This window comes from Microbacterium sp. gxy059, from assembly GCF_050958665.1.
Taxonomy (GTDB): Bacteria; Actinomycetota; Actinomycetes; order Actinomycetales; family Microbacteriaceae; genus Microbacterium.
This window is the reverse complement of sequence record NZ_JAMXWT010000001.1, coordinates 273,377-297,624: the sequence shown is the minus strand read 5'-3', so window position 1 is coordinate 297,624 and position 24,248 is coordinate 273,377. Positions and strand designations below refer to the sequence as shown.

Genomic DNA, 24,248 nt, shown 5'->3' with positions numbered 1-24,248 from the left:
GGCGTTCGGGTGCAAGGGGGTGTGCGGAGGGGGAGCTAGGCGCTGCGCCTGTTGCGCAGCGAGTCGACGAACACGGCCACGAGGATCACGAGACCCGTGACGACCGTCTGCCACTCGGTCTGGATCGACAGGATCCGCAGGCCGTTGAGCAGGACCGACATGATCAGCGCGCCGATGAGCGTGCCGATGATGGATCCGCGCCCGCCCAGCAGCGAGGTGCCGCCGATGATGACCGCGGCGATCGCCTGCAGCTCGTAGCCCATGCCGAGCTGCGGCTGCGCCGAGTCGAGGCGGGCCGCCATGACGACGCCCGCGAGGCCCGTGAAGGCGCCGGCGGCGGTGTAGATGAGGATCTTCCAGCGGCGCGTGTTGATGCCCGAGAGGCGCGTGGCCTCCTCGTTCGATCCGATCGCGAACGTGTACCGGCCCATGAGCGTCTTGCTCAGCAGCAGGTAGGCGACGAGCGCGACGGCCAGCATGATGAGCACGCCGTTCGGCAGGCCGGGGATGAGGGCGCCGAGCGCGATCTCCTTGAACGCCGGGGTGCCCGAGAAGTAGATGGGGGCGACGCCGGAGATCACGAGGGCGAGGCCCTGGGCGATCATCATCATCGCGAGCGTGGCGATGAACGGCGGCAGCCCGAGGATCGCGACGCCGGTGCCGTTGATGAGGCCGATGAGGGCGCCCATCGCGATGCCGCCGATGACGCCGACCCAGAGCGGCAGGCCCATGTTCGTGATGAACACGCCCGTCATGACCGAGCAGAGCGTCATGCCGGTGCCGAGGGACAGGTCGATGCCGCCCGTGATGATGACCATGGTCGTGCCGAGGGCGAGGATGCCGACGACGGCCGTCGAGAGCAGGATGCTCGAGATGTTCGACCAGGTGAAGAAGTTCGGGCTGGCGATCGCGAAGAACGCGATGAGCACGATGAGCGTGCCGAACGCGAGCGACTGCTGCAGCGAGCGGCTGAGCACGCCCTTGATCCCGCCGGAGGAGCGCTTCTCCTCCGCGATGGCGGTGGCGATGAGGGTCGTGGTGCCGGGCGACTCGTCGCCCTTGCGCGAGGTGGGCTGTGCGTTCATCAGGCGGCCTGCCCTTCTTCTGCTGCATCCATCGTGCAGAGTTCCATGATGTTCTCCTGGGTCGCGTTCTCGTTGTCGAGGACGCCCGTGATGCGCCCGCCCGCCATCGCGACGATCCGGTGCGAGAGGCGGAGCACCTCGGGGAGCTCCGACGAGATGACGATGATCGACTTGCCCTCGCGCGCGAGCTCGTGCAGGAGGGCGTAGATCTCCTCCTTCGCGCCGACGTCGATGCCGCGCGTCGGCTCGTCGAAGATGAGGATGTCGCAGTCGCGAGCGAGCCACTTCGCGATGACGACCTTCTGCTGGTTGCCGCCCGAGAGCAGCTTGACGGTCTGGTTGATCGACGGGGTCTTCACGCGCAGGCTCTGCACGTACCCCTTCGTCACGTCGCGGCCCTTGCCGTCGCGCATCCAGCCGATGGCCGACGCGTAGTCCTGCATCGAGGCGAGCAGCGTGTTGAAGTTCACGTCCTGCTCGAGCATGAGGCCGAGGCGCTTGCGGTCCTCGGAGAGATAGCCGATGCCGTGGCGCACGGCGTCGGCGGGCTGCGAGATGCGCACCTCGCGCCCGTTCACCTCGATGGCGCCGGCGGTTCGGGGATCCGCGCCGATGAGGGCGCGGGCGGTCTCGGTGCGGCCGGCGCCCATGAGGCCCGCGAACCCGAGGATCTCGCCCCGGTGCAGCTCGAACGAGACGTCCTGGAGCAGCGACCGGGTGCTGAGGCCCGAGACGCGGAGCACGACCTCGTCGCGGGCGACGTCGGTCGACGCGGGGCGGGCGCCCTCCTTGATCTCGCGGCCGACCATCATCTCGATGATGCGCGGGATCGAGATCTCGGCGCGCTCGAGGCCGCCGATGTACTCGCCGTCGCGCAGGACGGTGACGCGGTCGGCGAGGCGCTGGAGCTCCTCCATGCGGTGGGAGATGTAGACGATGCCCGTGCCCTTGGCCTTGAGGTCGGCGATGAGGCGGAACAGGGTCTCGACCTCGGAGTCGCTGAGCGCCGAGGTCGGCTCGTCCATGATGAGCACGCGCGCGCTGTACGAGAGCGCCTTGGCGATCTCGACCATCTGCTGCTGCGCGACCGTCAGGTCGCCCACGAGCTGCTGGGGTGCGAGCACGATGCCGAGCTCGCGAAGAAGATCAGATGTCTTCTTGTTGAGCGCGCGCTCCGAGAGGAACGGCCCGACGTGCGGCTCGCGGCCGATGAAGATGTTCTGGGCGACCGTGAGGTCGGGGGCGAGGTTCATCTCCTGGTGGATGATGCTGATGCCCAGCTCCTGCGCCTCGCTCGGGGATGCGATGGCGACGTCGCGCCCGTCGACGCGGATGACGCCCTCGTCGCGCGTGTAGATGCCCGAGAGGATCTTCATCAGCGTCGACTTGCCGGCGCCGTTCTCGCCCACGAGGACGAGCACCTCGCCGGCGTCGAGCCGGAACTGCACCTTGTGCAGCGCTCGGACGCCGGGGAAGCTCTTGCTGATCCCCTCGACTTCGAGGAGTGGTGCGGTCACGATGTGTACCTGCTTCGTTGAGGGTGGGTGGCGTCTTTGCCGGCGACTCCGCCCGCAAAGGTCAGATCAATTCTGTCTTGCGGTGGCCTCGATCGCAAGGTTGTCACATAATGTATTCGTCAACGAGGTGATCCGGGAGACATTTCGATAACAAGTCCCTGCGAGCCCGCCTGTAAACGATTACGGAAGCACATCCTCGACGAAGAGGGAAGGAACGTCAATGCAGATCGGCGCACACGCTCAGGTGTTCACGGGGAGTCTCGACGAGAGCGGGATCACGCGGGCCATCACCGCGACGAGACGCGCGGGATTCGACATCCTCGAGATCCCGATGATGGATCCGAAGCGCTTCGACCGGGCGCTCGCCGCGCGCCTGCTCGCGGAGCACGACATCGAGGCGACCGCCTCGCTCGGCCTCACCGCCGCGACTGACCTCACGAGCCCGGATCCCGCGGTGCGGGTGGCGGGCGAGGAGATGCTCGAGACGTGCATCGACATCGTCCACGCCCTCGGCGGCCGGTGGCTCACGGGCGTCATCTACAGCGCGATGCGGAAGTACATGGAGCCCGCGACCGAGGAGGGCGTCGCGCACGCGGCCGACGCGCTGCGCCGCCTCGCCGACCGGGCGGCGGGGAAGGGCATCCGCCTCGGACTCGAGATCGTCAACCGCTACGAGTCGAACGTCGCGAACACCGCGCGGGGCGGCCTCGCGCTGCTCGACCGGGTGGATCACGAGAACGTGTCGCTGCACCTGGACACGTACCACATGAACATCGAGGAGTCGGATATGGCGCAGCCCGTGCTCGACGCGGGCGACGCGCTCGGATACGTGCACATCGGCGAGAGCCACCGGGGCTACCTCGGCAGCGGCACGGTCGACTTCGACGGCTTCTTCCGCGGCCTCGCGCGGGCCGGATACGACGGGCCCGTCGTGTTCGAGTCGTTCTCGTCGGCGATCGTGAGCGCCGAGCTCAGCAACACCCTCGGCGTGTGGCGCAACCTCTGGGACGACTCGGACGACCTCGCCGCCCACGCCAACGCGTTCATCCGCGGCCAGCTGCGGGCGGTCGACACGATCCGCCTGCACTGAGGGGTGTCGCTCGGCGCCCTCGCTCGCCGCGCCCTCCGTGATCGGCCTCCGCCCCGGCCGTCCGTACTCGCCTCGACCTGCCCTCCTTCTGATCGGTCCTCTTCCCGTTCCCTCCCCGTTCGGCTCGCGAGTGGCGCAGTTTCTCGCGAGTGGCGCAGAAATCCGGCCGAATATCTGCGCCGCTCGTGAATGTCTGCGCCACTCGCGCGCAAGGGGAGGCCGGTGGCGAGCAAGGGGAGGCAGGTGGCGAGCAGGGCAGGGCGTGGCAGGTGGCGAACGGGGTGCGGGCGGGGGGGGGCTCCGTGGGGCGAAGGAGGGGCGGCTCGGCGAGGTGGCCGGCGGGGATCGTCGGGGTGGCGGCGCCTCGCCCGCGGCGCAGGCATGGGATGTCTTGTGAGTGGCGAGACGGTCAGTTTCGCGGAGACCTGTGGTAGGCAGGGTTTCCTCAGCTCGGTACCGTCCAGCCGAGGCGGTCAGACATCCGATCTATCGATGGCCTTCCGGGCATCGGGGCTCTCTGACGGTTCACGGGGTCGCGTACGCGCACCCCGTCGTGCGCCTCATCCGAAAGGTCGATGATGATCCGAAAGAGACTCCTGCCCGCCGTCGCCGCGCTCCTCGCGCTGCCCCTGACCGGGGCGGCGCTGCCCGCCGCGTCGCCGTCCGCGGACGCCCGCGGCGTCCCCTCGGCCGCGAGCGAGGCGTTCCCGCCCGCGGAGGCGGCGCAGGACGGCGATCCGCTGCGCATGTGGTACACCGCGCCGGTCGAGGACTGAGAGAGCGAGGCGCTCGTCCAGGGCAACGGCAGCACCGGCCTGATGGCGTTCGGAGGGCCGGCCTCCGAGCGTCTGCACGTCAACGAGAAGACCCTCTGGGAGGGCGGGCCGGCGCCGGGGCGCGAGTACCTCGGAGGCAACAGGCGCGACGGCGTGACGCCCGAGCAGCTGGAGGGCTACCGCCAGGCGCTCGACGACCGATCCGAGCACGTCTTCGGCCTCCCCGCCGCGGGCGAGGGCGGGGCCAACGAGCAGCTCGAGGGCCTCATGTTCGGCGACACCGGCGGAATGGGGAAGTACCAGGATCTCGGCGACATCTCCCTGGACTTCTCCGCCTCCGGCATCTCGGACGACGAGGTCGGCGCGTACGTGCGCGACCTCGACCTCGAGACCGCCGTCTCGACGGTGGGCTTCGAGCACGACGGCGTGCGCTACGAGCGCGAGTACTTCGTGAGCTACCCGGATCAGGTCGTCGTCGTGCGGCTCACGGCCTCCGAGGCGGGGAGCCTGTCGTTCACGGCCTCCGTCGACGCCGCGAGCGGCCTCACCACGACGACCGTCGCCGACGCCGACGAGCAGAGCATCGTCCTGTCCGGACGGGTGGACGACAACCAGCTGAAGGGCGAGATGCAGGTGCGCTTCGCCAACGAGGGCGGGTCGGTGCGCAGCGACGACGGGACGACGCTCTCCGTCAGCGAGGCCGACGCGGTGACGCTCGTGTTCTCGACCGGCACGGACTACGCGAACGAGTACCCGCACTACCGCGGCGACGATCCGCACGCCGAGATCCTCGAGCGGGTCACGACGGCCCTGGATCGCGGATACGAGGAGCTGCGCGAGCGGCACCTCGCCGACTACCAGGAGCTCTTCTCGCGCGTCAGCTTCGACGTGGGCGCCGAGGTGCCGGACGTGCCCACCGACGAGCTCATGCGCCGCTACCGCGAGGGCGAGCACGACCTCGCCGTGGACCAGCTGGTGTTCCAGTTCGGGCGCTACCTCAGCATCGCGGGCTCCCGGGCCGGAGATCTGCCGACCAACCTCGTCGGCCTGTGGCTGATCGGCAGCGCCGACAGCTTCTGGGGCGGCGACTACCACTTCAACGTCAACGTCCAGATGAACTACTGGCCGGCCATGACGACGAACCTCGCGGAGACGCAGATCCCGTTCAACGAGTACGTCGAGTCGCTCGTCGTGCCGGGCCGCCTCACCGCCGAGCGGTCGGCCGGCGTGGCGACGGAGGACCTCGCCGGCACGCCGATCGGCGACGGCGCCGGGTTCCTCATCAACACCCAGGTCAACCCCTTCGGCCACACGGCGCCCATCGGGATCCAGGAGTACGGCTGGAACATCGGCGGATCCTCGTGGGCGATGCAGAACATCTACGACTACTACCGGTTCAGTGGAGACGAGGACTTCCTGCGCGAGACGGCGTACCCGATGCTCAGGGAGATGGCCGCGTTCTGGAACGAGTACCTCTGGTACAGCCCGTACCAGGAGCGGCTGACCGTGGCGCCGGGCGTCTCCGCGGAGCACGGCCCGGCGGCGATCGGCACCACCTACGACCAGTCGCTCGTCTGGGAGCTGTACGAGATGGCGATCGACGCCTCCGAGGAGCTCGACGTCGACGCCGATCTCCGGGCGGTCTGGGAGGCGAACCAGGCGCAGCTGGATCCCGTCCTCATCGGCGAGGAGGGGCAGGTCAAGGAGTGGTTCGAGGAGACGTCCCTCGGTCGCGCCCAGGCGGGCGAGCTGCCAGAGGAGGACATCTGGAACTTCGGGGCGGGCGGCGACGCGAACCAGGGCTCGGTCCATCGGCACGTGTCCCAGCTCATCGGGCTCTTCCCCGGCACCCTCATCAGCAAGGACACGCCGGAGTGGATGGACGCCGCCGTCACGTCGCTCGACCAGAGGGGTCTGGAGGGCACGGGCTGGGCGAAGGCGACGAAGATCAACCAGTACGCCCGCACGGGCCTCGCGGAGGAGACCTACTCGATGGTCCGAGCCATGCTCGCCGGCAACCGGAACGGGCTGATGGACAACCTCCTCGACTCCCACCCGCCGTTCCAGATCGACGGCAACTTCGGCCTGACCGCGGGCATGACCGAGATGCTCCTGCAGAGCCAGCTCGGCTACACGCAGTTCCTGCCCGCCGTCCCCGAGGCGTGGAGCGCGGGACGCGTGGAGGGGCTCGTCGCCCGCGGCAACTTCGTCATCGACCAGGCCTGGGAGGACGGCGTCGCGACGGAGTTCGCGGTCACCTCGCGCAGCGGCGGCACGTTCGTCGGGCAGCACCCCGGGATCGCCGACCTCGTCGTCCGCGACAGCTCGGGCGCGGTCGTCGAGACGGTCGCGGAGGGATCCGACCAGATCTCCTTCGACACGGTCGAGGGGGAGACCTACCGCATCGCGGAGGCGGACGATCCGCCCGCGGACGAGGATGCGGATCCCGGCGAGGATGCGGAGGACGCAGGCGAGGCCGGCGACGACGCGGATGCGGCCGCCGACGGGTCCGCGGAGGGCACGGGTGAGGCTGGCGACGACGCAGGAGACGCGGGCGAGGCCGGCGAGGACGGATCCGCGGACGACGCGGGCGAGGCCGCCGACGACGGGTCCGCGGAGGACGCGGGAGCGGGATCGGACGGATCCGGTTCGGACGGCGGCGACGACGCGCCGGGATCCGGAGACGAGGGCGGCGACGACGGGCTCGCGACGACGGGCGAGGACGTCGGGCCGATGCTCGCCGCGGGGGCCGTGCGCGTCTCCGCTCGTCGCGCCTCCCCGCGGCTGCTCAGCTCGCGAATGGCGCAGGAATGCACGAGCGGCGCAGATATGTGGAGGAATATCTGCGCCGCTCGCGAGCAGGGGGCTCGGGCGAGCGGGGCGGGTCTGGGGGGGTGTCAGGCGGCGGGGTGGCCGACGACGCCCTTGCGCAGCAGGGCGTTGCCGTACTTGCGCGTCTCGCCCGTGCGCACGATGAGGTACGCGGCGCGGGCCGCCTCGTAGTAGGCGAAGCGCTCGACGAACCGCGTCGCGTCCGGCGTCGTGCCTGCCGCCGACATCAGCTCGCGCTGCACGTCCAGCACCTGGCCGTCGGCCGACTCCATGAGGTCGAGCCCCGGGGCGTCGTCGAGCGGCACGACCGAGCGGATCGCGGCCAGCACGTCGGGCGTCGACGTACCTGGCAGGTCGATCACGTGTCGGCCGAGCGCGGCGGCGGGGAAGTGCGCGTCCGCGACGACGACGGCGTCGGAGTGGCCCATCTCGTCGAGGCGCAGCAGCAGCTCGCCGGTGAGCAGCGGGTGGATTCCTTCGAGCACGTCAGACTCCTTCGGGGATGAGGCCCTCGTGAGCCAGCTCGGCCCAGAGGTCCTCGGGAACGGACAGGGTCATCCACGCGGCGTTCTGCCGGATCTGCGCGGGCCGGCTGCTGCCCGCCACGACCGAGCGCACCGGCCCGATGCGGCGCGTGTACTGCAGCGCCGCGGCGGGGAGGGGGACGCCGTGCGCACGGCAGATCCCGGCGATCCGCGTCGCCCGATCGAGCACCTCCTGCGGCGCCGTGCCGTACTCGTAGCGCGGGTTGGCGGTCGGATCGTCGGTCGCCAGGAGCCCCGAGTTGAAGATGGACGCCGTGACGATGCCCGTGCCGGTGCGCTCGCACGCCGGCACGACGTCGGCGAGGGCCGGCTGCTCGAGCAGCGTGAGGCGCCCGGCGACCATGAGCACGTCGAGCCCGCCAGACGACGCCGCGAGGGCGAGCGCGTCGGACGACATGGATCCGATCCCCGACGCCCGCAGGATCCCCTCGCTCTTCAGCGCGTCGAGGCCCTCCGTGCCCGAGGCGAGATCGCGCTCGAGGTCGTGGCGGTCGGGGTCGTGCAGGTAGACGAGGTCGATGCGGTCGAGCCCCATGCGCTCGAGCGACGCCTCGACCGAGCGGCGGATGCCCGACGGCGAGAAGTCCCACTCGCGGCGCACCGCGGCCGGCACGTGGAAGTCGTTCTCGAGGTCGAGCTCGCCCTCGCCGCCCGGGTTGGGCACGAGCAGGCGGCCCGCCTTCGTCGACAGCACGAACTCGTCGCGCGGCTTCGTGCGCAGGAAGGCGCCGAGGCGGCGCTCCGACCAGCCGAGGCCGTAGTGCGGCGCGGTGTCGAAGTACCGGATCCCCGCGTCCCACGCGGCCTCGAGCACGGCGTGCGCCTCGTCGTCGGTGAGGGCGCGGTGCAGGTTGCCGACGTTCGCGGCGCCGTACCCCAGGGCGGGCAGCTCGAGCGCCGAGCGGGCGGAGACGGGGTCAGCCACGGAACTCGTACTCCTTCCGGCTGGCGGCGAGCATCTCCATCCCGTTGCCGGGCGCGGTCGGCGCGTGGTAGACGCCGCCTCGCACGTCGGTGGGGGTCGCGAAGTGCTCGTGCAGGTGGTCGACGTACTCGATGACGCGCCCCTCGGTCGTGCCGGAGACGGCGACGAAGTCGAACATCGAGAGGTGCTGCACGGCCTCGCACAGGCCGACGCCGCCCGCGTGCGGGCAGACGGGCACGCCGAACTTCGCCGCGAGCAGGAGGATCGCGATGTTCTCGTTGACGCCCGCGACGCGCGAGGCGTCGATCTGCAGCACGCTCAGGGATCCGGCCTGCAGCATCTGCTTGAACATCACGCGTCCGCCGCAGTGCTCGCCGGTCGCGACGGGGATCGGGGCGACGCCCTTCGCGATCGCGGCGTGGGCGAGGATGTCGTCGGGGTTGGTGGGTTCCTCGATCCAGGCGACGTCGAACTCCGCGAGGCGGCCCATCCAGGCGATGGCCTCGTCGACGTCCCAGCGCTGGTTCGCGTCGGTGCCGATGAGGATGTCGGGGCCGACCGTCTCGCGGGCGAGGCGCATGCGGCGCACGTCGTCCTCGACGTCGGCGCCCACCTTGAGCTTGATCATCCGGAAGCCGTCGTCGACGGCCTCCCGGCACAGGCGCACGAGCTTCTCGTCGGAGTAGCCGAGCCAGCCCGGCGTGGTCGTGTAGGCCGGGTAGCCGTCGCGCAGCAGCTCGGCCTCGCGGTCGGCGCGGCCGGGCTCGGCGGCGCGCAGGAGGGCGAGCGCCTCCTCGCGCGTCAGCGCGTCGGTCAGGTAGCGGAAGTCGATGAGGTCGACGATCTCCTCGGGCGACATGCGGCCGAGCAGCTGCCACAGGGGGAGGCCGGCGCGCTTCGCCTTGATGTCCCACATCGCGTTGACGACGGCGCCGATCGCCATGTGCATGACGCCCTTCTCGGGGCCGAGCCAGCGCAGCTGGGAGTCGCCGACCAGCTCGCGCCAGAAGCCGCCCATGTCGTCGAGGATCGGCTCGACCTCCCGCCCCACGAGGAAGGGGGCGAGCGCGCGGATGGCCGTCGTCTCGATGTCGTTGCCGCGGCCGATCGTGAAGACGAACCCGTGGCCCTCGATCCCGTCGTCGGCGTCGGTGACGATGCGCACGTAGGCGGCGGAGTAGTCGGGGTCGGGGTTCATCGCGTCCGAGCCGTCGAGGTGCTGCGACGTCGGGAAGCGGATGTCGGTCGTGTCGACATGGGTGATGGTGCTCACGCTGGCTCCTTGGGAAGTGTGACCCTCAGCTTAAACATCGGATGTCTTGACCGTCAATGAGGCGGGGCGTCGAGCGGGCGGGCCCGAGGGGCTCCGCAGAGCTCGGATGTCCCCGCGGCGTCTGCGCGTGCGTCCGGTTCGCCGGCCCGGTCGGATGGCCCGCTCGCCCGGCCGTTCTCCTCGTCCGGCTCGCTTGCCCGCCTGGCCGCCTCGTCCATCCGCCGTCGGGCTCGCGAGCGGCGCAGACATTCGCGAGTGGCGCAGATCCGAGGCCCGATATCTGCGCCGCTCGCGAGTTCCTGCGCCACTCGCGAGCCGGGGGAGGCCGGGAGGCCGGGGCGAGGACCGGGCGGGCCGAGCCGACGAGGAAGGGGAGCGGGAGGAGGACGGGAGCGGGGCGGGCGGCGCCCGACCCCTACGCTGTGAGCATGGCGACGATCGTGGACGTGGCGCGGCTGGCCGGGGTGTCGACCGCGACGGTGTCGCGCGTCTTCAACGGGCAGTCGGTGTCCCCCGCCCGCTCGGAGGCCGTGCGCCGCGCCGCCGACGAGCTGGGATTCGTGCCCAACCGCACGGCGCGCTCCCTGCGGCGTCGGCACAGCGAGATGATCGCGCTCGTCTTCCCCGACGTCGAGAACCCCTACTTCACCGAGATCGCGCGCGGGGTCGAGGACGTCGCGCGGTCGGCGGGCTACTCGGTGGTGCTCTGCAACACCGATGCCGACCACGAGAAGGAGGCGGAGTACCTGCGCGTGGCCGCCTCGACCCACATGGCCGGCGTGATCCTCGCCGCCGCCGACGACGCGTCGCGGCCCGTCGTCGCCGACGGCGGGCCGGCGATCGTCGCGATCGACCGGGCGTTCCCCGCGGGAGGCGTCGATGAGATCGTCATGGACAACCGCGAGGCGGGGCGTCTCGCGGCCGCCTCGATCGCGGGCGCGGATCCGATCGTGTGCCTCACGGGGCCGGCGAGCGTCGGCACCGCGCGCGAGCGCGCCGAGGGGGCCTCGGAGGCGGGCGCCGTCGAGGTGGTGCACGCCAGCTTCGGCGTCGAGGGCGGGCGCAGGCAGGCCCTCGAACTGCTGGCGCGACCGGAGCGTCCGGGCGGCATCGTCGCCGCGAACAACCTGCTGGGCGTCGGCGTGCTGCAGGCGCTCGCCTCCGCCGGCCTCACGACCCGCGACGTTCCGGTCGCCGTCGTCGGGGCGCTCCCGTTCACGACGCTCCATCCGCAGGCGGTGCCCGTCGTGCGGCTCCCCTCCCGCCGCATGGGCGAGCTCGCCGCCGAGATGCTCCTCCGGCGGGTGGCGGGCGACGGATCCGCGCCCGAGCGGGTCGTGCTGCACGGCGTGCTGCAGCCCGCCGTCGACGCGGTCTGACGGGCGAGGCCTCCGCCGGGTCGCGGGATCCGGCTTGTGGGGATCGCCACCCAGATGTAATCCTTTACATCAGACGTCTCGCGCCGCCTGCGGGACGCTGCCGATGCATCCGAGACGAGGACGACCGATGAGTGCATACACCCTTCCCGAGGTCGCCGAGCGCCCCGCGCTCGCGCCGAAGACCGCCTACCTGATCACCTCCGGCGATCTCCGCGAGTCGGCGAACGTCGCGGGCTGGCCGACGCAGGAGAAGCTCGAGAAGGCCGTCACCGGCGTCATCGAGGGCTTCGGCTGGAGCGTCGTGCGCCCCTTCGGCGTGGATCCCGCGACCGGCCACGGGTTCATCTCGAGCCAGCGCATGGGCATGGAGGTCTTCGCGAAGATCCCCGAGGACGCTCCCCTCGTCGTCGCGATCGCCAACTGGCAGTATTCGCACCACGTGCTCGTCGGGCTGCGCACCCACCGCGGGCCGATCCTCACGGTCGCCAACTTCGAGGGCGACTGGCCGGGCCTCGTCGGCCTCCTCGGCCTCAACGCCGGACTCACGAAGATGGGCCGCGCCTACGCGACGACCTGGTCGGTCGACTGCGCCGATGACTGGTTCCGCGACGGGATCCGGGAGTGGATCGAGACCGGATCCATCACCCACGACACGTCCCACGTGCGCCCCCTGCCCGCGCTGCCGGAGTCGCCGGAGCGCGAGCTCGGCTACGCGCTCGGCGACCAGCTGCTCGCCGACAAGGCCATCATCGGCGTGTTCGACGAGGGCTGCATGGGCATGTACAACGCGATCTTCGACGACGAGCTGCTCAACACGACCGGCATCTACAAGGAGCGCCTGTCGCAGTCGGCGCTCTACGCCGAGATGCTGCAGGTGTCGGACGAGGACGCCGACGCGGCCTACCGGTGGCTCCTCGACCACGGCATGACCTTCCGCTACGGCGAGGATCCCGCCACGGAGCTCACCCCCGACCAGGTGCACGCGCAGATGAAGATGTACATCGCGGCGCTGCGCATCGCCGACGACTTCGGGCTCGACGCGGTCGGCATCCAGTACCAGCAGGGCCTCAAGGACCTGACGCCCGCGTCCGACCTCGCCGAGGGCGTGCTCAACTCCACCGAGCGCCCGCCCGTGACCTCGCGCGACGGGCAGCGCGTGCTGCACGAGGGTCGGGCCTTCCCGCACTTCAACGAGGCGGACGAGGGCGTCGCCGTCGACGCCCTCGTGACCGACCGCGTGTGGCGCGCGATGGGCCTCGTGCCCGACAACACGCTGCACGACGTGCGCTGGGGCGAGGAATACGACGGCGAGTTCGTCTGGGTGTACGAGATTTCCGGATCCGTCCCGGCCTCGCACCTCGGCGGGTGGGAAAAGGCCGAGGGGTGGCGCCAGGGGCACGTGTTCTTCCCCGCAGGCGGCGCGACCATCAACGGCGTGGCGAAGCCGGGCGAGCTCGTCATCTCGCGCGTGTTCATCGCCGACGGCGTGCTGCAGGCTGACATCTTCCGCGGATCCTCCGTGGAGCTGCCCCCGGAGGAGACCGAGCGCCGCAAGCAGGCGACGAACCCCGAGTGGCCGATCGCGCACGTCGTGCTGCACGGCATCAGCCGCGACCAGTTCATGGCCCGACACAAGGCCAACCACGCGCAGGTCGTCTACGCGCCCGACGCCGAGACCGCCGACCGGGCGCTCGTCGCCAAGGCGGCGATGTTCGAGCGCATGGGCATCCGCGTGAACCTGGCGGGCGACGTCCGCATCTGATCCGGGTTCGCGGGCCCCGGGCCCGTCCGCTCCGTGCTGGGGAGCCGGCGAGGCCCGGGGCCGCGACCCTCGGGCCCATCTGCCCCGTGCTCGGGAGCCCGAGGGTCGGGGCCCAAGGGTCGGGGCCCAAGGCTCGCGAGTGGCGCAGATCTTCGCGAGTGGCGCAGGAATCTTGAAGGATTTCTGCGCCACTCGCGGTTTTCTGCGCCGCTCGCGAGCGGTGTGAGCGGTGTGAGCGGTGTGAGCGGTGTGAGCTGGGTGAGTCGTGTGATCGATGCGAGCGGTGCCGGGCCCGTGTCTCACGAAGGGCGGGAATGGCGCCGCGATGCCGACCGAACGCGAGACATGCTCGGGCGCTCCGGGGCTCCGTGTCTCGCGAAGGGCGGGAATGCGCGCCCCGAACCCGCCATCTGCGAGACACGGGGTTCCGGGATCGCGTGCGCGAGCGGTCCCGGGGTCAGGTCGCCGGCGCGGTCTGCCGCCAGCGGCTCAGCGCGATGAGGGCGGCCGCGACGCCCGCGAACACCGCGAGGGCGAACGCGACCGTTGCGAGGAACTCGGGGATCCCGCTGACCTGGCGCAGGTCGAGGAAGTAGTACGGATACCACCCGATCCGCGATCCCCGCCACATCGTGAACAGCCCCCACACGACGGGGAAGGCGAGCACGCCCGGGATGAGGCTCCAGCGCGCCGCGCGCCGGCCCGGCCCGACGATCCACCCGACGATCGTGAGCGCGGGCAGCGCGAAGTGCAGGACGTGATCCGACCAGGGCACCGTCATGGGGATCCCCCGCAGCCCTGCCTGCCAGACGAGCAGGGCGAACACGAGCCCCGCCGTGATCGTCCAGCTCAGCACGATCGTGCGGATCCCCGTGAGCCATCCGGGATCCTCGGGTCGCCGCAGCGCGACGATCCCGCCCGTGAGAGCGACGGCGACGAAGGCGATGTTCGACTGGATCGTCAGGTAGGCGAAGAAGTTCTGGCCGGCGATCGTCTGCGAGCTGAGGCCCCAGAAGAGACGGTGCACGAGCGAGACGGCGCACAGCAGAGCAGCCGCGAACCGCGTCAGCCCGAAGAGCGTGCGTGCCGTCACCGTGCAGGGCCTCCCGATCATCGCGGACGCGGGCGAGTCTACGAGAGTCGGCCGGCAGGGCGCGCGTCCGCAGGCCTCGGGCGCGCTGCGGCGGCATGCGTGCGCGGATCCGGTGGGCCCGGGGAGGGGTGCCCGGCGGCAGGGGCGGTGCGGCACCGCGGCTGTTGTGCCGGAGATGGACCTGTGGTCGGGGCGGGGCCCGTGGGATCCCGGGGTGGTCGGCCGGATCTCCGACGGAACGGTCGGGGTCGCGGTGTCGTGCCGCGGGTGGATGGGGTGCATCGGCGGTCGTGTCGTCGGGGCTGTTGTGCCGGAGATTCTTCCTCGGTCGGGGCGGCGCCCCTGGGATCCCGGGGCCTGGGGCGGGTGGTCGGCAGGGTCTCCGACGGAACGGCGGAGAGGGCCCGGGATCCGGGAGGCAGGTGGCGAACAGCCGTGACGATGGTGGATGGTCGAGGGCGTCGGTGGTGGCATCGTCGGGGCCGTTGTGTCGAAGATCGGTCAGCGGCCGCGACGTCGCCCGCAGGATCCCGGGGACGCCGGCAGACCACCGGTGGGATCTCCGACGGAACGGCCGGGGCGGCGACGTGTCGTGCCGACGGTGGATGGGCGCGTCGGCGGTCGTGGCGCCGAAGCTGTGATGTCGGAGATCGGTCAGCGGCCGCGGTGGGGCCCGTGGGATCCCGGGGTCCGGGGGCGGGTGGTCTGCCGGATCTCCGACGGAACGGCGCCTACCGGTGCCGCGCGGCCCAGCGCGCCGTGTCGGCGAGGCCGCCGAACGCGTAGACGTGCAGGGCGATGTCGCGGGCGGATCCGTCGTGATCGAGCGCGCGGGCGAGGTCGTCGAGGAAGCGCTCCGGACCCGCCTGGCCCACGAGGTTCGCGAGGGAGAACCCGTACTTGCGCACGATCATCGCGTTCTGGCCGATGCCGAAGCGCCGCGCGTACCGCACGAGCCGGGCGACGTTCGTCGGCCCCGCGACGCCGACCCGGATCGGGGCGCTCACCCCGTCCGCGCGGGTCCGGCGGATCCATGTGGCGACCCGGTCGGCGTCGAAGCCGAACTGGGTGACGACGACGGGCGCGAGGCCGCGGGCGCTCGCCGCCGCGAGCTTCTCGGCCAGCGCGGAGCGCAGCGCGTCGTCGGCGATGTCGGGGTGCCCGTCGGGGTATCCCGCGATCCCCGCCTCCGCGACGCCGTGCGCCTCGAGGAGTCCCGACTCGATGACCTCGAGCGCGCTCGCATAGGGGCCGGCGGGGGTCGCGGGGTCGCCGCCGACGACGAACACCCGCTCCGACGCTCCGATCCGTTGCAGGTCGGCGAGGAGGCGCTCCAGCTCGCCCTCCGAGGCGAGGCGCCTGGCGGCGATGTGCGCCACGGGTGTCAGCCCCACGTCGACGACGGCGCGCGCCGCGCGGATGCGGGTGTCGTGGTCCTCGCTGCCGAGGAACGTGATGTTCACGCGGGTCCCGGCGGGGAGCGCCCCGCGCGCGTCCGCCAGGGCGGGGGCGTCGCGACCCGTCATCTCGAGGGAGAAGTCGGCGAGCAGAGGCAGGGAGGGCATGCGGATCCTTCTGTCGGGCGCGGAGAGCATCGACGATATCCGTCGCGCCTGGGGAGCCGTCCGGATCCGAGCGCCGCGCACGACGGAGGCGCCCGCGCGTCTAGGCTGAGGGGCATGCGTGAGATCCGCGATCTGGACACCGTCGAACTGATCCTCGAGGCGCAGGGGGTGCTCGACGCCATCCGTGGCCCCGAGCGGGTCGTCGACGCCGGTACGCTGCGGGCCCTGCAGCAGTCGGGCAACTACGCCGTGGGCCTGTTCGACGAGGGGCGCATGGTCGGCGCCTCGATCGCGTTCTTCGGACCGCCGAACTCGCGCTCCATGCACTCGCACATCACGGCGCTGCTGCCCGAGTTCCGCGGCCGCGGGTGGGGGCGCGAGCTCAAGGACCACCAGCGCACGTGGGCGCTGAGCCGCGGCGTCGGCAACGTCACCTGGACCTTCGATCCGCTCGTGGCGCGCAACGCGCACTTCTTCCTGACGGTGCTCGGCGCGCGCGTCACGGGCTACGCGGTGAACCAGTACGGCATCTTCGGCGGAGGCGACGCGGGCGACGAGAGCGACCGCCTCGACGTGAAGTGGGCGCTCGCGGATCTCGCGACCCCGCCGACCGGCGACGAGATCGTCGAGACCCTCGCGATCCCCGAGAACGTCGAGGCGCTGCGCGAGGAGAACCCGCGCGAGGCCTACGAGTGGCGCATGCGCGTGCGCCGCGAGATGGCGGTGCTGCTCGGCCGCGGCCTCACCATCGCGGGCTTCGACGCCGCGCGCGGCTACCTCTTCACGAAGTAGGGCCTGCCGGCGGGCGCGCCCGCCGCCGGGATCCCGCGTCGCCGGGGACCGTCGTGTGTCGCGTCGTGCGGGCGGCGTTTTCGGCGGACCCACCACGAGCGCGCAGGGCGGCGGGGCGCGCGGGCTGCTGAGCGGGCAGGGCTGCCGGCCGCGCGTCAGGATCCGCCGCTCACGCCGTCGGGGTGCTCGGCCGCGGCTCGGATGACGGCCCCTTCGGGATGAACAGGGTGAGCGCGGTGGCGACGACGGCCGCGGCGATCGCGATCCAGAAGCAGGTCGTGAACGCCTCGCGCGTCGGCAGGGCGCGGTCGCTCTCGACGACGCTCATCGCGGCGAGCACGCCGCCCATGACCGCGGAGGCGCTCGAGGTGCCGACGGAGCGGAAGAGGGCGTTGAGGCCGTTCGAGACGCCCGTCTCGTGCGCGGGGACCGACCGCATGATGATCATCGGCATGGCGGCGAACGAGAACGCGATGCCGATGCCGATGATCGCGTTGGCGACGACGATGTGCCACACCTCGGTCGACAGCAGCAGCACGAACACGTAGGCGACGACGATGGCGGCGGCGCCGATCGTGAACAGCGGGCGCGGGCCGAACACGCGCTCCAGCCAGCCGGACAGCGGCGAGAGCAGCATCATGATGAGGCCGGCGGGCATGATGCACAGCGCCGCCTCGATCATCGTCAGCCCGAAGCCGTGGCCCGTCTCGGCCGGCAGCTCGAGCAGCTGGGGGAACGTCACGTTCGAGCCGAACAGCGCGAAGCCCATGCCGATCGCCGCGAGGTTCGTCAGCAGCACGGCGGGGCGGGCGGCGACGCGCATGTCGACGAGCGGATCCCTCGTGCGCAGCTGGTGGACGCCCCACGCCGCGAGCACGGCGAGCCCGCCGACGAGAGCCGTCAGCGCGAGCGGCGACGCCCAGCCCCATTCCGCGCCGCGCGACACGTAGAGCAGCAGCCCTGTGAGCCCCGCCGCCAGCCCGAGCACGCCGAGCAGGTCGAGGCGGCCGGGCGCGAGCAGGGTGTCCTCCGGCACGACGAGCGCGATGGCGGCGAACCCGAGCACGCCGAGCCCGGCGGCCAGCCAGAAGAGCGCGTGCCAGTCGGCGTGCTCGGCGATGTATGCCGCGAACGGCATGCCGATCGCGCCGCCGACGCCCATGGTCGCGCTCATCAGCGCGACGGCCGTGCCGAGCCGCGCGGGCGGGAGCACATCCCGCATGACGGCGATGCCGAGCGGGATGACCCCGGTGGTGAGACCCTGCAGGCCCCGCCCGACGATGATGCCCGCGATGGATCCCGACAGCGCGGCCACGAGGGATCCGGCGACCAGCGCGACGAGCAGCACGAGGATCACGCGCCGCTTGCCGTACATGTCGCCGAGGCGCCCCGAGATGGGCGTCGCGACGGCCGCCACGAGCAGCGTGATGGTGACGACCCAGGTGGTGTCCTCGCGGGAGGCGTCGAGCAGGGCGGGCAGCTCGCTCTGCAGCGGCACGACGAGCGTGAACATGAACGCCGAGCTGAGGCCCGCGAACGCGAGGGCGGCGACGATCGCCCATCCGGGAGCGCGTCGCGTGAGCCGTCTCCTCGGTCCGCTCGCGTCATCCCTCACCCCGGCAGGCTATCGGAGGGCTCCGACACCGCAGGCCGAGGGAGCCCCTCGGGAGCGAGAGCCGCATGATCCCGCGGTATACAAGAACTCTTGTCGATATCGCGATCCGGCCATAGTGTGGCGAGCATGGAAGACATCTCCGTCATCACCGCGGTGCACCACCCGCTCCGGCGCCGCATCGTCGACGTCCTGCTGCTGCACGGCGCGACGCGGGTCACGGCCCTCGCCCGCCGCCTCGACGCGCAGGTGGGCAGCATCAGCCACCACCTGCGCATGCTCGAGCGCGCCGGAGTCGTGGAGCGGGTCGCGGATCCCGACGGCGACCGCCGCACGAGCTGGTGGCGGCTCGCGCGCGAGGGCTTCAGCTGGTCGGCGGACGACTTCGCCGACTCCCCGGCCGACGCGCTGCTCGCCCGCGAGGCCGAGCGGCACAACGTCCGCGCGCAGCTCGACCGCCTGCGCGGCTGGCTGCGCACGCGCGACGATCCGGCCTACGCGGAGTACGACGCGTTCAGCATCGACGCGCTCGCGTGGGCGACGCCGGAGGAGCTCTCCGACCTGTCGCGGCGGATCCAGGAGGTGCTGAGCGACTGGCGCGGCGGCATCGACGCGGGGGACGGGGCGCCCCGCGTGCCCGTGGCGTTCTTCGCGCACGGCTTCCCGACGGAGGCGTGATGGCCGCCGTCGAGACGCGGGAGCTGCGCACCCCGCCGCCGTTCCGCCGCGACCGCCTCGTGCACGCGTGGCTCGCCGTGAAGGCGCTCTCCGATGCGGGCGACACGGTGTGGACGATCGCCGTCGCGTGGACCGCCGTGCAGATCGCCTCTCCCGCCGTCGCGGGCCTCGTCGTCGCCGCGGGGACCGTGCCGCGGGCCCTCGTGCTGCTCGTCGGCGGCGCGCTCGCCGACCGCGGGAACGCGCGCCGGACGATGATCGTCGTCAACGCGATCCGGGCCGGGGTGCTCGTCGCGACCGCGGCGTGGTTCCTCGGCGCGCCGCCGTCGATCGCGGTGCTGCTCGTCGCGACGGCCGCGTTCGGCATCTGCGACGCGATCTTCGAGCCCGCCGCCGCGACCATGCCGCGCCAGCTCGTCCGCCCCGCGGATCTGCCGTCGTACTCCGCGCTCGCGCAGACCCTCACGCGCCTCGGCACGATGGGCGGCGCGGCGGCGGGCGGCTTCCTCGTCGCGGCGTTCGGCATGCCGGGCAGCGCGTCGCTGAACGCCGTGACCTACGCGATCGTCATCGCGTTCCTCGCCATCTGGCTGAGGCCGCGGATCCTCCTGCCGCGCAGCGCGCGATCCGCTCCCGTGATCCGCGACGTCGCCGAGGGGTTCTCCCACCTGCGCCGCACGCCGGCGACGCGCGCGCTCGTGCTGTCGCTGTCGGGGCTCAACCTCGCGGTCGGGCCGGCGACGGCGATCGGCATCGCGCTGCAGGCGACGGCGCAGGGCTGGGGCGCCGGCGCTGTGGGCATCTGCGAGGCGCTCGTGGGCGGCGGCGCGATGATCGGCGCGCTCGTCGTGATGCGCTGGCGCCCGCGCCGCGAGGCCGTCGGCGGGTTCTGCGCCCTCGTCGCGCAGGGCGGCGGGATCGTGCTGCTCGGCACCGGATCGCCCGCGGGCGTCGGGGCGGGGTGCCTCGTCATCGGCCTCACGGCGGGCTTCGCCTCGGTGCTGCTCAGCGCGACGTTCGCCGCGACCGTCGCGCCCGACCATCTCGGCCGCATGTCGTCGATCACGCGCCTGGGCGACGACTGCCTCATGCCCCTGTCGATGGCGCTCTTCGGCGTCCTCGCCCAGGTGCTGCCGCTCTGGGCGCCGTTCGCGATCTTCGGCGGCGCGCTGGCCCTCCTCATGCTGCTGCCGCTGCGCAACCCCACGGTGCGCGGCATCGCGCTGCGGGAGCCGGGGCGGGAGCGGTGAGCGGCGACTGCTACTCCGTCTCCCGCCCCCGCTCGAGGGCGACCGCCACGTCGTCGGCGTAGATCAGCCCGCTGCGGTCGGGGCGCTCGTAGGCGGCGTCGCGGGCGGCGGGGCGCGGCGGGATCTCGATGGGATCCGGCTCCACCCGCTCCCACGGCACGCGCCCGAGCAGATCGTGGATGACGTTGATCCGCGACCGCTTCTTGTCCTCGCTCTCGACCGTCACCCACCGCGACCCTGGCAGGTCGGTCGCCGCGAACATCGCGTCCTTCGCGCGGGAGTAGTCCTCCCACCGCGTGATCGACTCGACGTCCATCGGGGAGAGCTTCCAGCGCCGCATCGGATCCGCCGCGCGCGAGCGGAACCGCGCCTCCTGCTCCTCGTCCGAGACGGAGAACCAGTACTTGACGAGGCGGATCCCGTCGTCGACCAGCATCCGCTCGAATGCGGGAGCCTGCTGGAGGAAGCGGTGGTACTGCTGGTCGGTGCAGAACCCCATCACGCGCTCGACGCCCGCCCGGTTGTACCAGGAGCGGTCGAAGATCACGATCTCGCCCGCGGCCGGCAGGTGCGACACGTAGCGCTGGAAGTACCACTGCGACTTCTCGCGATCCGTCGGCGCGGGCAGGGCGACGACGCGGGCGTGCCGGGGGTTGAGGTACTGCGTGATGCGGGCGATCGCCGAGCCCTTGCCCGCCGCGTCGCGCCCCTCGAAGAGGATGCAGATGCGCTCGCCGCGGGCGATGACCCACTGCTGCATCGCGACGAGCTCCGCCTGCAGGCGGCGCAGCTCCTTCTCGTACGCCTTCTTCTTCAGCGGGGGAGGGGATCCGGGAGCGACCTTGTCCGTCTTCGACATGCGGGAAGCCTAGGGCGAGGCGGGGTGCGGGGGAAGGGGCCGGCGGGCGACAGGGAGGGATGGTGTCGCAGGAGTGGCGGGGCCTGCGGGCGGGAGCGAGATGTCGCGTCGTCGGGGCGGTGCGCGGGGCGGTGCGCGGGGCGGTGCGCGGGGCGGTGCGCGGGTGTCCCGATGCACGACGACGCCATTTCCCGGCGGTGGGGCGCGGCGCGCCGGGGTCGGGGCCTCGCCGCCCGGATTCTGGCGTCGTCGTGCACGGGGCGCTGGCTGGCCGTGGGGTGGTCGTGGGGACAGGGTCGGTTGCGCTGCCAGACCGCGGCATGTCTCACGAGTGGTGAGTAACGGGCGGGCTTTTCGGCGCTTCGTGAGACACGGTTCGCCGGGTGCTCTGTCCGTGTCTCACGTTGTGCGGGATCCGGATCCGCTTTCCCGTCCGAATCGAGACACGGTCCGGGTGCCCGTGCTGCGGGCAGAGCGTGACGCCCCTCACTCGGGGCGCCGGTGGCATTTCTCGAGTTCGCCGGGCGTGGGAAGGGCTTGGGGCTACGGTTCGGCGGCCCCGGGGCGCCCTCACCCGTCGCGCAGGCGCGTCAGCAGGTCACGCAGGACGCCGCGCTCGTCGGGCGACAGCTGGCGTCCGAACGCGCGTCGCGCGACGGCGGCGGCCAACTCGTGGCGGATCGCGGTGCCCGCGTCGGTGGCGGCCAGGAGCTTCACGCGGCGGTCCGATCCCGCGGTGCGGCGGGCGAGACCGCGCCCCTCGAGCTGGTCGGCGAGACCGGTGATGTAGGACGGATCGCAGGCGAGCTGCGCGGCGATCTCGCGCATCGGGCGGGGGCGATCCAGCAGCAGGAGCACGCGCCGCAGCGGCACGGGCAGGTCGACCTCGTCGCTCGCCTGGACGAACTCGGCGCGCGCCTGCTAGCCGACGCGGATGACGAGGAGGGCGAGCTCGCGCGCCTCGTCGCCCGTGGGGTCCTGCTGCTCGGTGGGGCTCACATCCCCATGATAGGGGTTGTCAACGATTGACTACTCAACTAATTTTCCGCGGGAGCCGGGCGGTGCTCGGTTTTCCGCGGGAGCCGGGCGGTGCTCGGCCGATCCGCTGAGCATGGAGGCCCCCGATGAGCTCTCGTCCCGCCGCGACGGCGCCGTTCCCCCTGGTGCGGCTGCTTCTCGTCGCCCTGATCGCCGCCGCCGTCAACCTCGCCCTGTTCGGCCTCGCGGTCGCCTCGGGCGCGGTGCTGGAGGTCGGCGGATCCCCGATCTCCCCGGTGATGCCGCCGGCCGCGACGTTCGGCGCCATCGCCGTCGCCGGGGTCATCACGTGGCTGGTCGGGCACGCCTCGCCGCCCCTCGCGCGCATCGCGCCGTGGGTCGGACTGGTCGTCGCCCTCCTGACCGCCGCCTCGCCGTTCGTCGTCATCGGCGCGCCGGCGGCGTTCTGGCTCGCGCCGATGCACGTCATCGCCGCGATCGCGTGGTTCGTCGCGGTGCGGCCCGCCGGCGCGCGGCGCGTCTGAGGGGGCGCCCCGGCGCGCTCGCGCGAGGTGAGGCGGACGTGCGCGAGGTGGGCGATCAGCTCGGCGTGGCGCCCTCCCGCGAGGCGAGGCGGGGCGAGGTGAAGTCGGCCGGCGCGGAGCCCTCCCGCGAGGCGGGTCGGCCGTCGCGGCGCCCGGCCGCCCCGCGCGGGTCGCCCTCCCCGGGGTCGCCCTCGCGAGCGCGCGCCCTCGGCACCGCGGCCATCACCGCCGCGAGGCTGGCCGCGAGCACCGCGCGATCCCGTCCCGCCGTCCACGACGCGGGGCCGCCGTCGACCCGAGCCTCGAGCAGCGTGAGGGCGTCGGCGTCCTCGCCGGCTCCGACGCTCGTCTGGTGCAGGCTCGCGATCTCGATGCGCACCCCGCACCGCGCGAGGGCGTCCACGAGCGCCTCGACCGGGCCGGCGCCGGGAGAGCGGAAGGCGCGCGTCTCGCCGTCCGCGCGCAGGCGCACCGTGACCTCGTCCTCGGCGGCCGCGAACCCGACCAGTTCGATGCTCCGCGCGGCGGAGGGGTCCGCGAGGTAGGTCCGCTCGAACGCCTCCGCGAGCTGCGCGGCGCTCAGCTCCCCGCCGTGCGCGTCGGCGAGCGCCTGGTTGCCGTCGCGGAGGTCGACGGGGACCCACAGGGGCGCGGAGACGAGGCGCCTGTCGGGCCAGGTGCGGTCGATCGGCGGCACGTCGACCCGGGAGAACACGTCCCGGTAGCGGTGGGAGGGCATCTGGGATGTCCGCTGCCGGTTCCACGACGGGGCGTCGCCCGGAACGGGGTCGGCGGGCGCGCGGAGGCGGGGGCGTCTCGGGGCGGGGCGCGGTCATCGTCTTCTCCTTCGGTCGAGGGGGCGACCGGCGGGTCCCGTCGCCACGACGAGGAGCCGGTCGGATCAGGCCCCGTCGTGGCGGAGAAGGAGGAGCGCGGGGGAGAGCATGCGGGAACGCCAGCACAACTCCTCAGACAAGCTGAGGTGTTGTGGGGGTGATGTGGCAGGATGAGCGCATGCCGCAGCTCCACAGGGCGCCGCTCGCCGATCAGGCCGCCGAGCAGCTCCTCGCCCGCATCCGCTCCGGAGAGTGGCCTCTCGGAGGGCGCCTTCCGGGGGAGACCACCCTCGCCCCGCAGCTCGGGGTCGGACGCTCGACGGTGCGCGAGGCGATCCGCCAGCTCGCCGGCCGCGGCGTCCTGGCCTCACGGCAGGGCGCCGGGGTGTTCGTCACGGCGCTCGACGCCCCCGACGACTGGGAGAGCGTGCTGCGCCGGGCCGACATCGTCTCGGTGATCGAGGCGCGGATCGCGATCGAGGTCGAGGCGACGGCGCTCGCCGCCGAGCGCCGCTCGCCCGCGCAGCTGCGCGCCATCCGCCGCGCTCTCGACGCCCGGGCGCTCGAGACGGATCTCGAGCCGCATGTCGACGCCGACATCGCCTTCCACCGCGCCGTCGTGGTCGCGTCGCAGAACGCCGTGCTCCTCGAGCTGTTCGACGGCGTCACCCCGCGCAGCCGCCTCGCGATGATCGACATGCTGCGGCTGCGCGGAGCGCACGGGGGCGAGGCCGACCAGGAGGCGCACGCGCGCATCGTCGAGGCGATCCGCGCGCACGACGGCGCCTCGGCCGCGTCGCTCGCCCGCGAGCACCTCGGTGCGATGAAGGCCCCGCTCGTCTGACGGCGACGAACG

The 24,248-nt window shown here is 72.3% G+C and carries 21 protein-coding genes and 1 pseudogene; 11 read left to right on the top strand and 11 right to left on the bottom strand.

All coding sequences use genetic code 11. The features are described from left to right. Positions 1-35: 35 nt before the first annotated feature. Positions 36-1,085, bottom strand: coding sequence for an ABC transporter permease (locus NHL53_RS01205; protein WP_433774323.1), 1,050 nt, complete (start codon positions 1,083-1,085; stop codon positions 36-38). Continuing rightward, on the bottom strand, positions 1,085-2,602 hold the full coding sequence (locus NHL53_RS01200; protein WP_433774321.1) for a sugar ABC transporter ATP-binding protein: 1,518 nt from the start codon (positions 2,600-2,602) through the stop codon (positions 1,085-1,087). Before NHL53_RS01200 ends, NHL53_RS01205 begins: the two co-directional genes overlap by 1 nt. A 220-nt stretch (positions 2,603-2,822) precedes the next feature. On the opposite strand from NHL53_RS01200, the gene NHL53_RS01195 reads away from it, so the two are divergent. From NHL53_RS01195 to NHL53_RS01180, 4 genes and pseudogenes are all read left to right on the top strand, one after another. After that, on the top strand, positions 2,823-3,692 hold the full coding sequence (locus tag NHL53_RS01195; protein ID WP_433774319.1) for a sugar phosphate isomerase/epimerase family protein: 870 nt from the start codon (positions 2,823-2,825) through the stop codon (positions 3,690-3,692). A gap of 578 nt (positions 3,693-4,270) precedes the next feature. Continuing rightward, the gene (locus NHL53_RS01190; RefSeq protein ID WP_433774317.1) at positions 4,271-4,468 is read left to right on the top strand and encodes a hypothetical protein; all 198 of its coding nucleotides are present in this window, start codon (positions 4,271-4,273) and stop codon (positions 4,466-4,468) included. A gap of 18 nt (positions 4,469-4,486) precedes the next feature. Further along, positions 4,487-6,568: pseudogene (locus NHL53_RS01185) on the top strand (glycosyl hydrolase family 95 catalytic domain-containing protein); the annotation flags it as partial. Then, complete coding sequence (locus tag NHL53_RS01180; protein WP_433774430.1) at positions 6,566-7,471, top strand: glycoside hydrolase family 95-like protein; 906 nt, start codon at positions 6,566-6,568, stop codon at positions 7,469-7,471. The pseudogene NHL53_RS01185 and the gene NHL53_RS01180, both read left to right, overlap by 3 nt. On the opposite strand, the gene NHL53_RS01175 is transcribed toward NHL53_RS01180, so the two are convergent. The 3 genes from NHL53_RS01175 to NHL53_RS01165 are packed head-to-tail and all read right to left on the bottom strand — an operon-like array spanning position 7,366 to position 10,043. After that, the gene (locus NHL53_RS01175; protein WP_433774314.1) at positions 7,366-7,785 is read right to left on the bottom strand and encodes an RbsD/FucU domain-containing protein; all 420 of its coding nucleotides are present in this window, start codon (positions 7,783-7,785) and stop codon (positions 7,366-7,368) included. The two genes, NHL53_RS01180 and NHL53_RS01175, sit on opposite strands and share 106 nt — an antisense overlap. Before the next feature lies 1 nt (position 7,786). Then, a complete protein-coding gene (locus NHL53_RS01170; protein ID WP_433774312.1) occupies positions 7,787-8,770 on the bottom strand; it encodes an aldo/keto reductase in 984 nt (327 codons plus the stop codon). Continuing rightward, positions 8,763-10,043, bottom strand: coding sequence for an L-fuconate dehydratase (locus NHL53_RS01165; protein ID WP_433774309.1), 1,281 nt, complete (start codon positions 10,041-10,043; stop codon positions 8,763-8,765). Before NHL53_RS01165 ends, NHL53_RS01170 begins: the two co-directional genes overlap by 8 nt. Before the next feature lie 428 nt (positions 10,044-10,471). Here NHL53_RS01165 and NHL53_RS01160 point away from each other — a divergent pair, with 428 nt between their 5' ends. Beyond that, positions 10,472-11,422: a LacI family DNA-binding transcriptional regulator gene (locus NHL53_RS01160; protein WP_433774307.1), complete on the top strand. Its 951-nt coding sequence runs from the start codon at positions 10,472-10,474 to the stop codon at positions 11,420-11,422. Between the two features lie 127 nt (positions 11,423-11,549). After that, entirely contained in the window at positions 11,550-13,184 is a 1,635-nt protein-coding gene (locus NHL53_RS01155) for a fucose isomerase (protein WP_433774305.1), read from the top strand. 457 nt (positions 13,185-13,641) lie between these two features. Here NHL53_RS01155 and NHL53_RS01150 read toward each other — a convergent pair whose 3' ends face one another. Continuing rightward, positions 13,642-14,277, bottom strand: a complete 636-nt coding sequence (locus NHL53_RS01150) for a Pr6Pr family membrane protein (protein ID WP_433774303.1) — start codon at positions 14,275-14,277, stop codon at positions 13,642-13,644. A gap of 731 nt (positions 14,278-15,008) precedes the next feature. Beyond that, positions 15,009-15,842: a methylenetetrahydrofolate reductase gene (locus tag NHL53_RS01145; protein WP_433774301.1), complete on the bottom strand. Its 834-nt coding sequence runs from the start codon at positions 15,840-15,842 to the stop codon at positions 15,009-15,011. A 114-nt stretch (positions 15,843-15,956) separates the two neighbouring features. Here NHL53_RS01145 and NHL53_RS01140 point away from each other — a divergent pair, with 114 nt between their 5' ends. Next, complete coding sequence (locus NHL53_RS01140; RefSeq protein ID WP_433774299.1) at positions 15,957-16,634, top strand: GNAT family N-acetyltransferase; 678 nt, start codon at positions 15,957-15,959, stop codon at positions 16,632-16,634. A gap of 169 nt (positions 16,635-16,803) precedes the next feature. Here NHL53_RS01140 and NHL53_RS01135 read toward each other — a convergent pair whose 3' ends face one another. Continuing rightward, on the bottom strand, positions 16,804-18,249 hold the full coding sequence (locus tag NHL53_RS01135) for an MFS transporter (protein WP_433774297.1): 1,446 nt from the start codon (positions 18,247-18,249) through the stop codon (positions 16,804-16,806). Between the two features lie 126 nt (positions 18,250-18,375). Between NHL53_RS01135 and NHL53_RS01130 the strand changes: the two genes are divergently transcribed. Next, on the top strand, positions 18,376-18,924 hold the full coding sequence (locus NHL53_RS01130; RefSeq protein ID WP_433774295.1) for an ArsR/SmtB family transcription factor: 549 nt from the start codon (positions 18,376-18,378) through the stop codon (positions 18,922-18,924). Further along, positions 18,924-20,174: an MFS transporter gene (locus tag NHL53_RS01125; protein ID WP_433774293.1), complete on the top strand. Its 1,251-nt coding sequence runs from the start codon at positions 18,924-18,926 to the stop codon at positions 20,172-20,174. The genes NHL53_RS01130 and NHL53_RS01125 overlap by 1 nt, the downstream gene beginning before the upstream one ends. 10 nt (positions 20,175-20,184) lie before the next feature. Here the strand turns inward: NHL53_RS01125 and ppk2 are convergent, their stop codons facing one another. Both ppk2 and NHL53_RS01115 read right to left on the bottom strand, forming a co-directional pair. Then, the gene (gene ppk2 / locus NHL53_RS01120) at positions 20,185-21,033 is read right to left on the bottom strand and encodes a polyphosphate kinase 2 (protein WP_433774291.1); all 849 of its coding nucleotides are present in this window, start codon (positions 21,031-21,033) and stop codon (positions 20,185-20,187) included. A gap of 570 nt (positions 21,034-21,603) precedes the next feature. Continuing rightward, positions 21,604-21,906 (bottom strand): MarR family winged helix-turn-helix transcriptional regulator, encoded by a 303-nt coding sequence (locus NHL53_RS01115; protein WP_433774289.1) that lies wholly within the window; start codon positions 21,904-21,906, stop codon positions 21,604-21,606. A gap of 251 nt (positions 21,907-22,157) precedes the next feature. Between NHL53_RS01115 and NHL53_RS01110 the strand changes: the two genes are divergently transcribed. Further along, positions 22,158-22,556, top strand: coding sequence for a DUF6069 family protein (locus NHL53_RS01110; protein ID WP_433774287.1), 399 nt, complete (start codon positions 22,158-22,160; stop codon positions 22,554-22,556). 55 nt (positions 22,557-22,611) lie between these two features. Here NHL53_RS01110 and NHL53_RS01105 read toward each other — a convergent pair whose 3' ends face one another. After that, on the bottom strand, positions 22,612-23,295 hold the full coding sequence (locus NHL53_RS01105) for an alpha-isopropylmalate synthase regulatory domain-containing protein (protein ID WP_433774285.1): 684 nt from the start codon (positions 23,293-23,295) through the stop codon (positions 22,612-22,614). Between the two features lie 275 nt (positions 23,296-23,570). On the opposite strand from NHL53_RS01105, the gene NHL53_RS01100 reads away from it, so the two are divergent. Beyond that, positions 23,571-24,236: a FadR/GntR family transcriptional regulator gene (locus NHL53_RS01100; protein ID WP_433774283.1), complete on the top strand. Its 666-nt coding sequence runs from the start codon at positions 23,571-23,573 to the stop codon at positions 24,234-24,236. The last annotated feature ends 12 nt before the right edge of the window (positions 24,237-24,248 follow it).

Excerpts from the sequence above, each read along its gene's own strand:
- NHL53_RS01205 (WP_433774323.1), bottom strand. The coding sequence starts at position 1,085 with ATGAACGCACAGCCCACCTCGCGCAAGGGCGACGAGTCGCCCGGCACC.
- NHL53_RS01195 (WP_433774319.1), top strand. The coding sequence starts at position 2,823 with ATGCAGATCGGCGCACACGCTCAGGTGTTCACGGGGAGTCTCGACGAG.
- NHL53_RS01190 (WP_433774317.1), top strand. The coding sequence starts at position 4,271 with ATGATCCGAAAGAGACTCCTGCCCGCCGTCGCCGCGCTCCTCGCGCTG.
- NHL53_RS01180 (WP_433774430.1), top strand. The coding sequence starts at position 6,566 with ATGACCGAGATGCTCCTGCAGAGCCAGCTCGGCTACACGCAGTTCCTG.
- NHL53_RS01160 (WP_433774307.1), top strand. The coding sequence starts at position 10,472 with ATGGCGACGATCGTGGACGTGGCGCGGCTGGCCGGGGTGTCGACCGCG.
- NHL53_RS01155 (WP_433774305.1), top strand. The coding sequence starts at position 11,550 with ATGAGTGCATACACCCTTCCCGAGGTCGCCGAGCGCCCCGCGCTCGCG.
- NHL53_RS01145 (WP_433774301.1), bottom strand. The coding sequence starts at position 15,842 with ATGCCCTCCCTGCCTCTGCTCGCCGACTTCTCCCTCGAGATGACGGGT.
- NHL53_RS01140 (WP_433774299.1), top strand. The coding sequence starts at position 15,957 with ATGCGTGAGATCCGCGATCTGGACACCGTCGAACTGATCCTCGAGGCG.
- NHL53_RS01130 (WP_433774295.1), top strand. The coding sequence starts at position 18,376 with ATGGAAGACATCTCCGTCATCACCGCGGTGCACCACCCGCTCCGGCGC.
- NHL53_RS01125 (WP_433774293.1), top strand. The coding sequence starts at position 18,924 with ATGGCCGCCGTCGAGACGCGGGAGCTGCGCACCCCGCCGCCGTTCCGC.
- ppk2 (WP_433774291.1), bottom strand. The coding sequence starts at position 21,033 with ATGTCGAAGACGGACAAGGTCGCTCCCGGATCCCCTCCCCCGCTGAAG.
- NHL53_RS01110 (WP_433774287.1), top strand. The coding sequence starts at position 22,158 with ATGAGCTCTCGTCCCGCCGCGACGGCGCCGTTCCCCCTGGTGCGGCTG.
- NHL53_RS01105 (WP_433774285.1), bottom strand. The coding sequence starts at position 23,295 with ATGCCCTCCCACCGCTACCGGGACGTGTTCTCCCGGGTCGACGTGCCG.
- NHL53_RS01100 (WP_433774283.1), top strand. The coding sequence starts at position 23,571 with ATGCCGCAGCTCCACAGGGCGCCGCTCGCCGATCAGGCCGCCGAGCAG.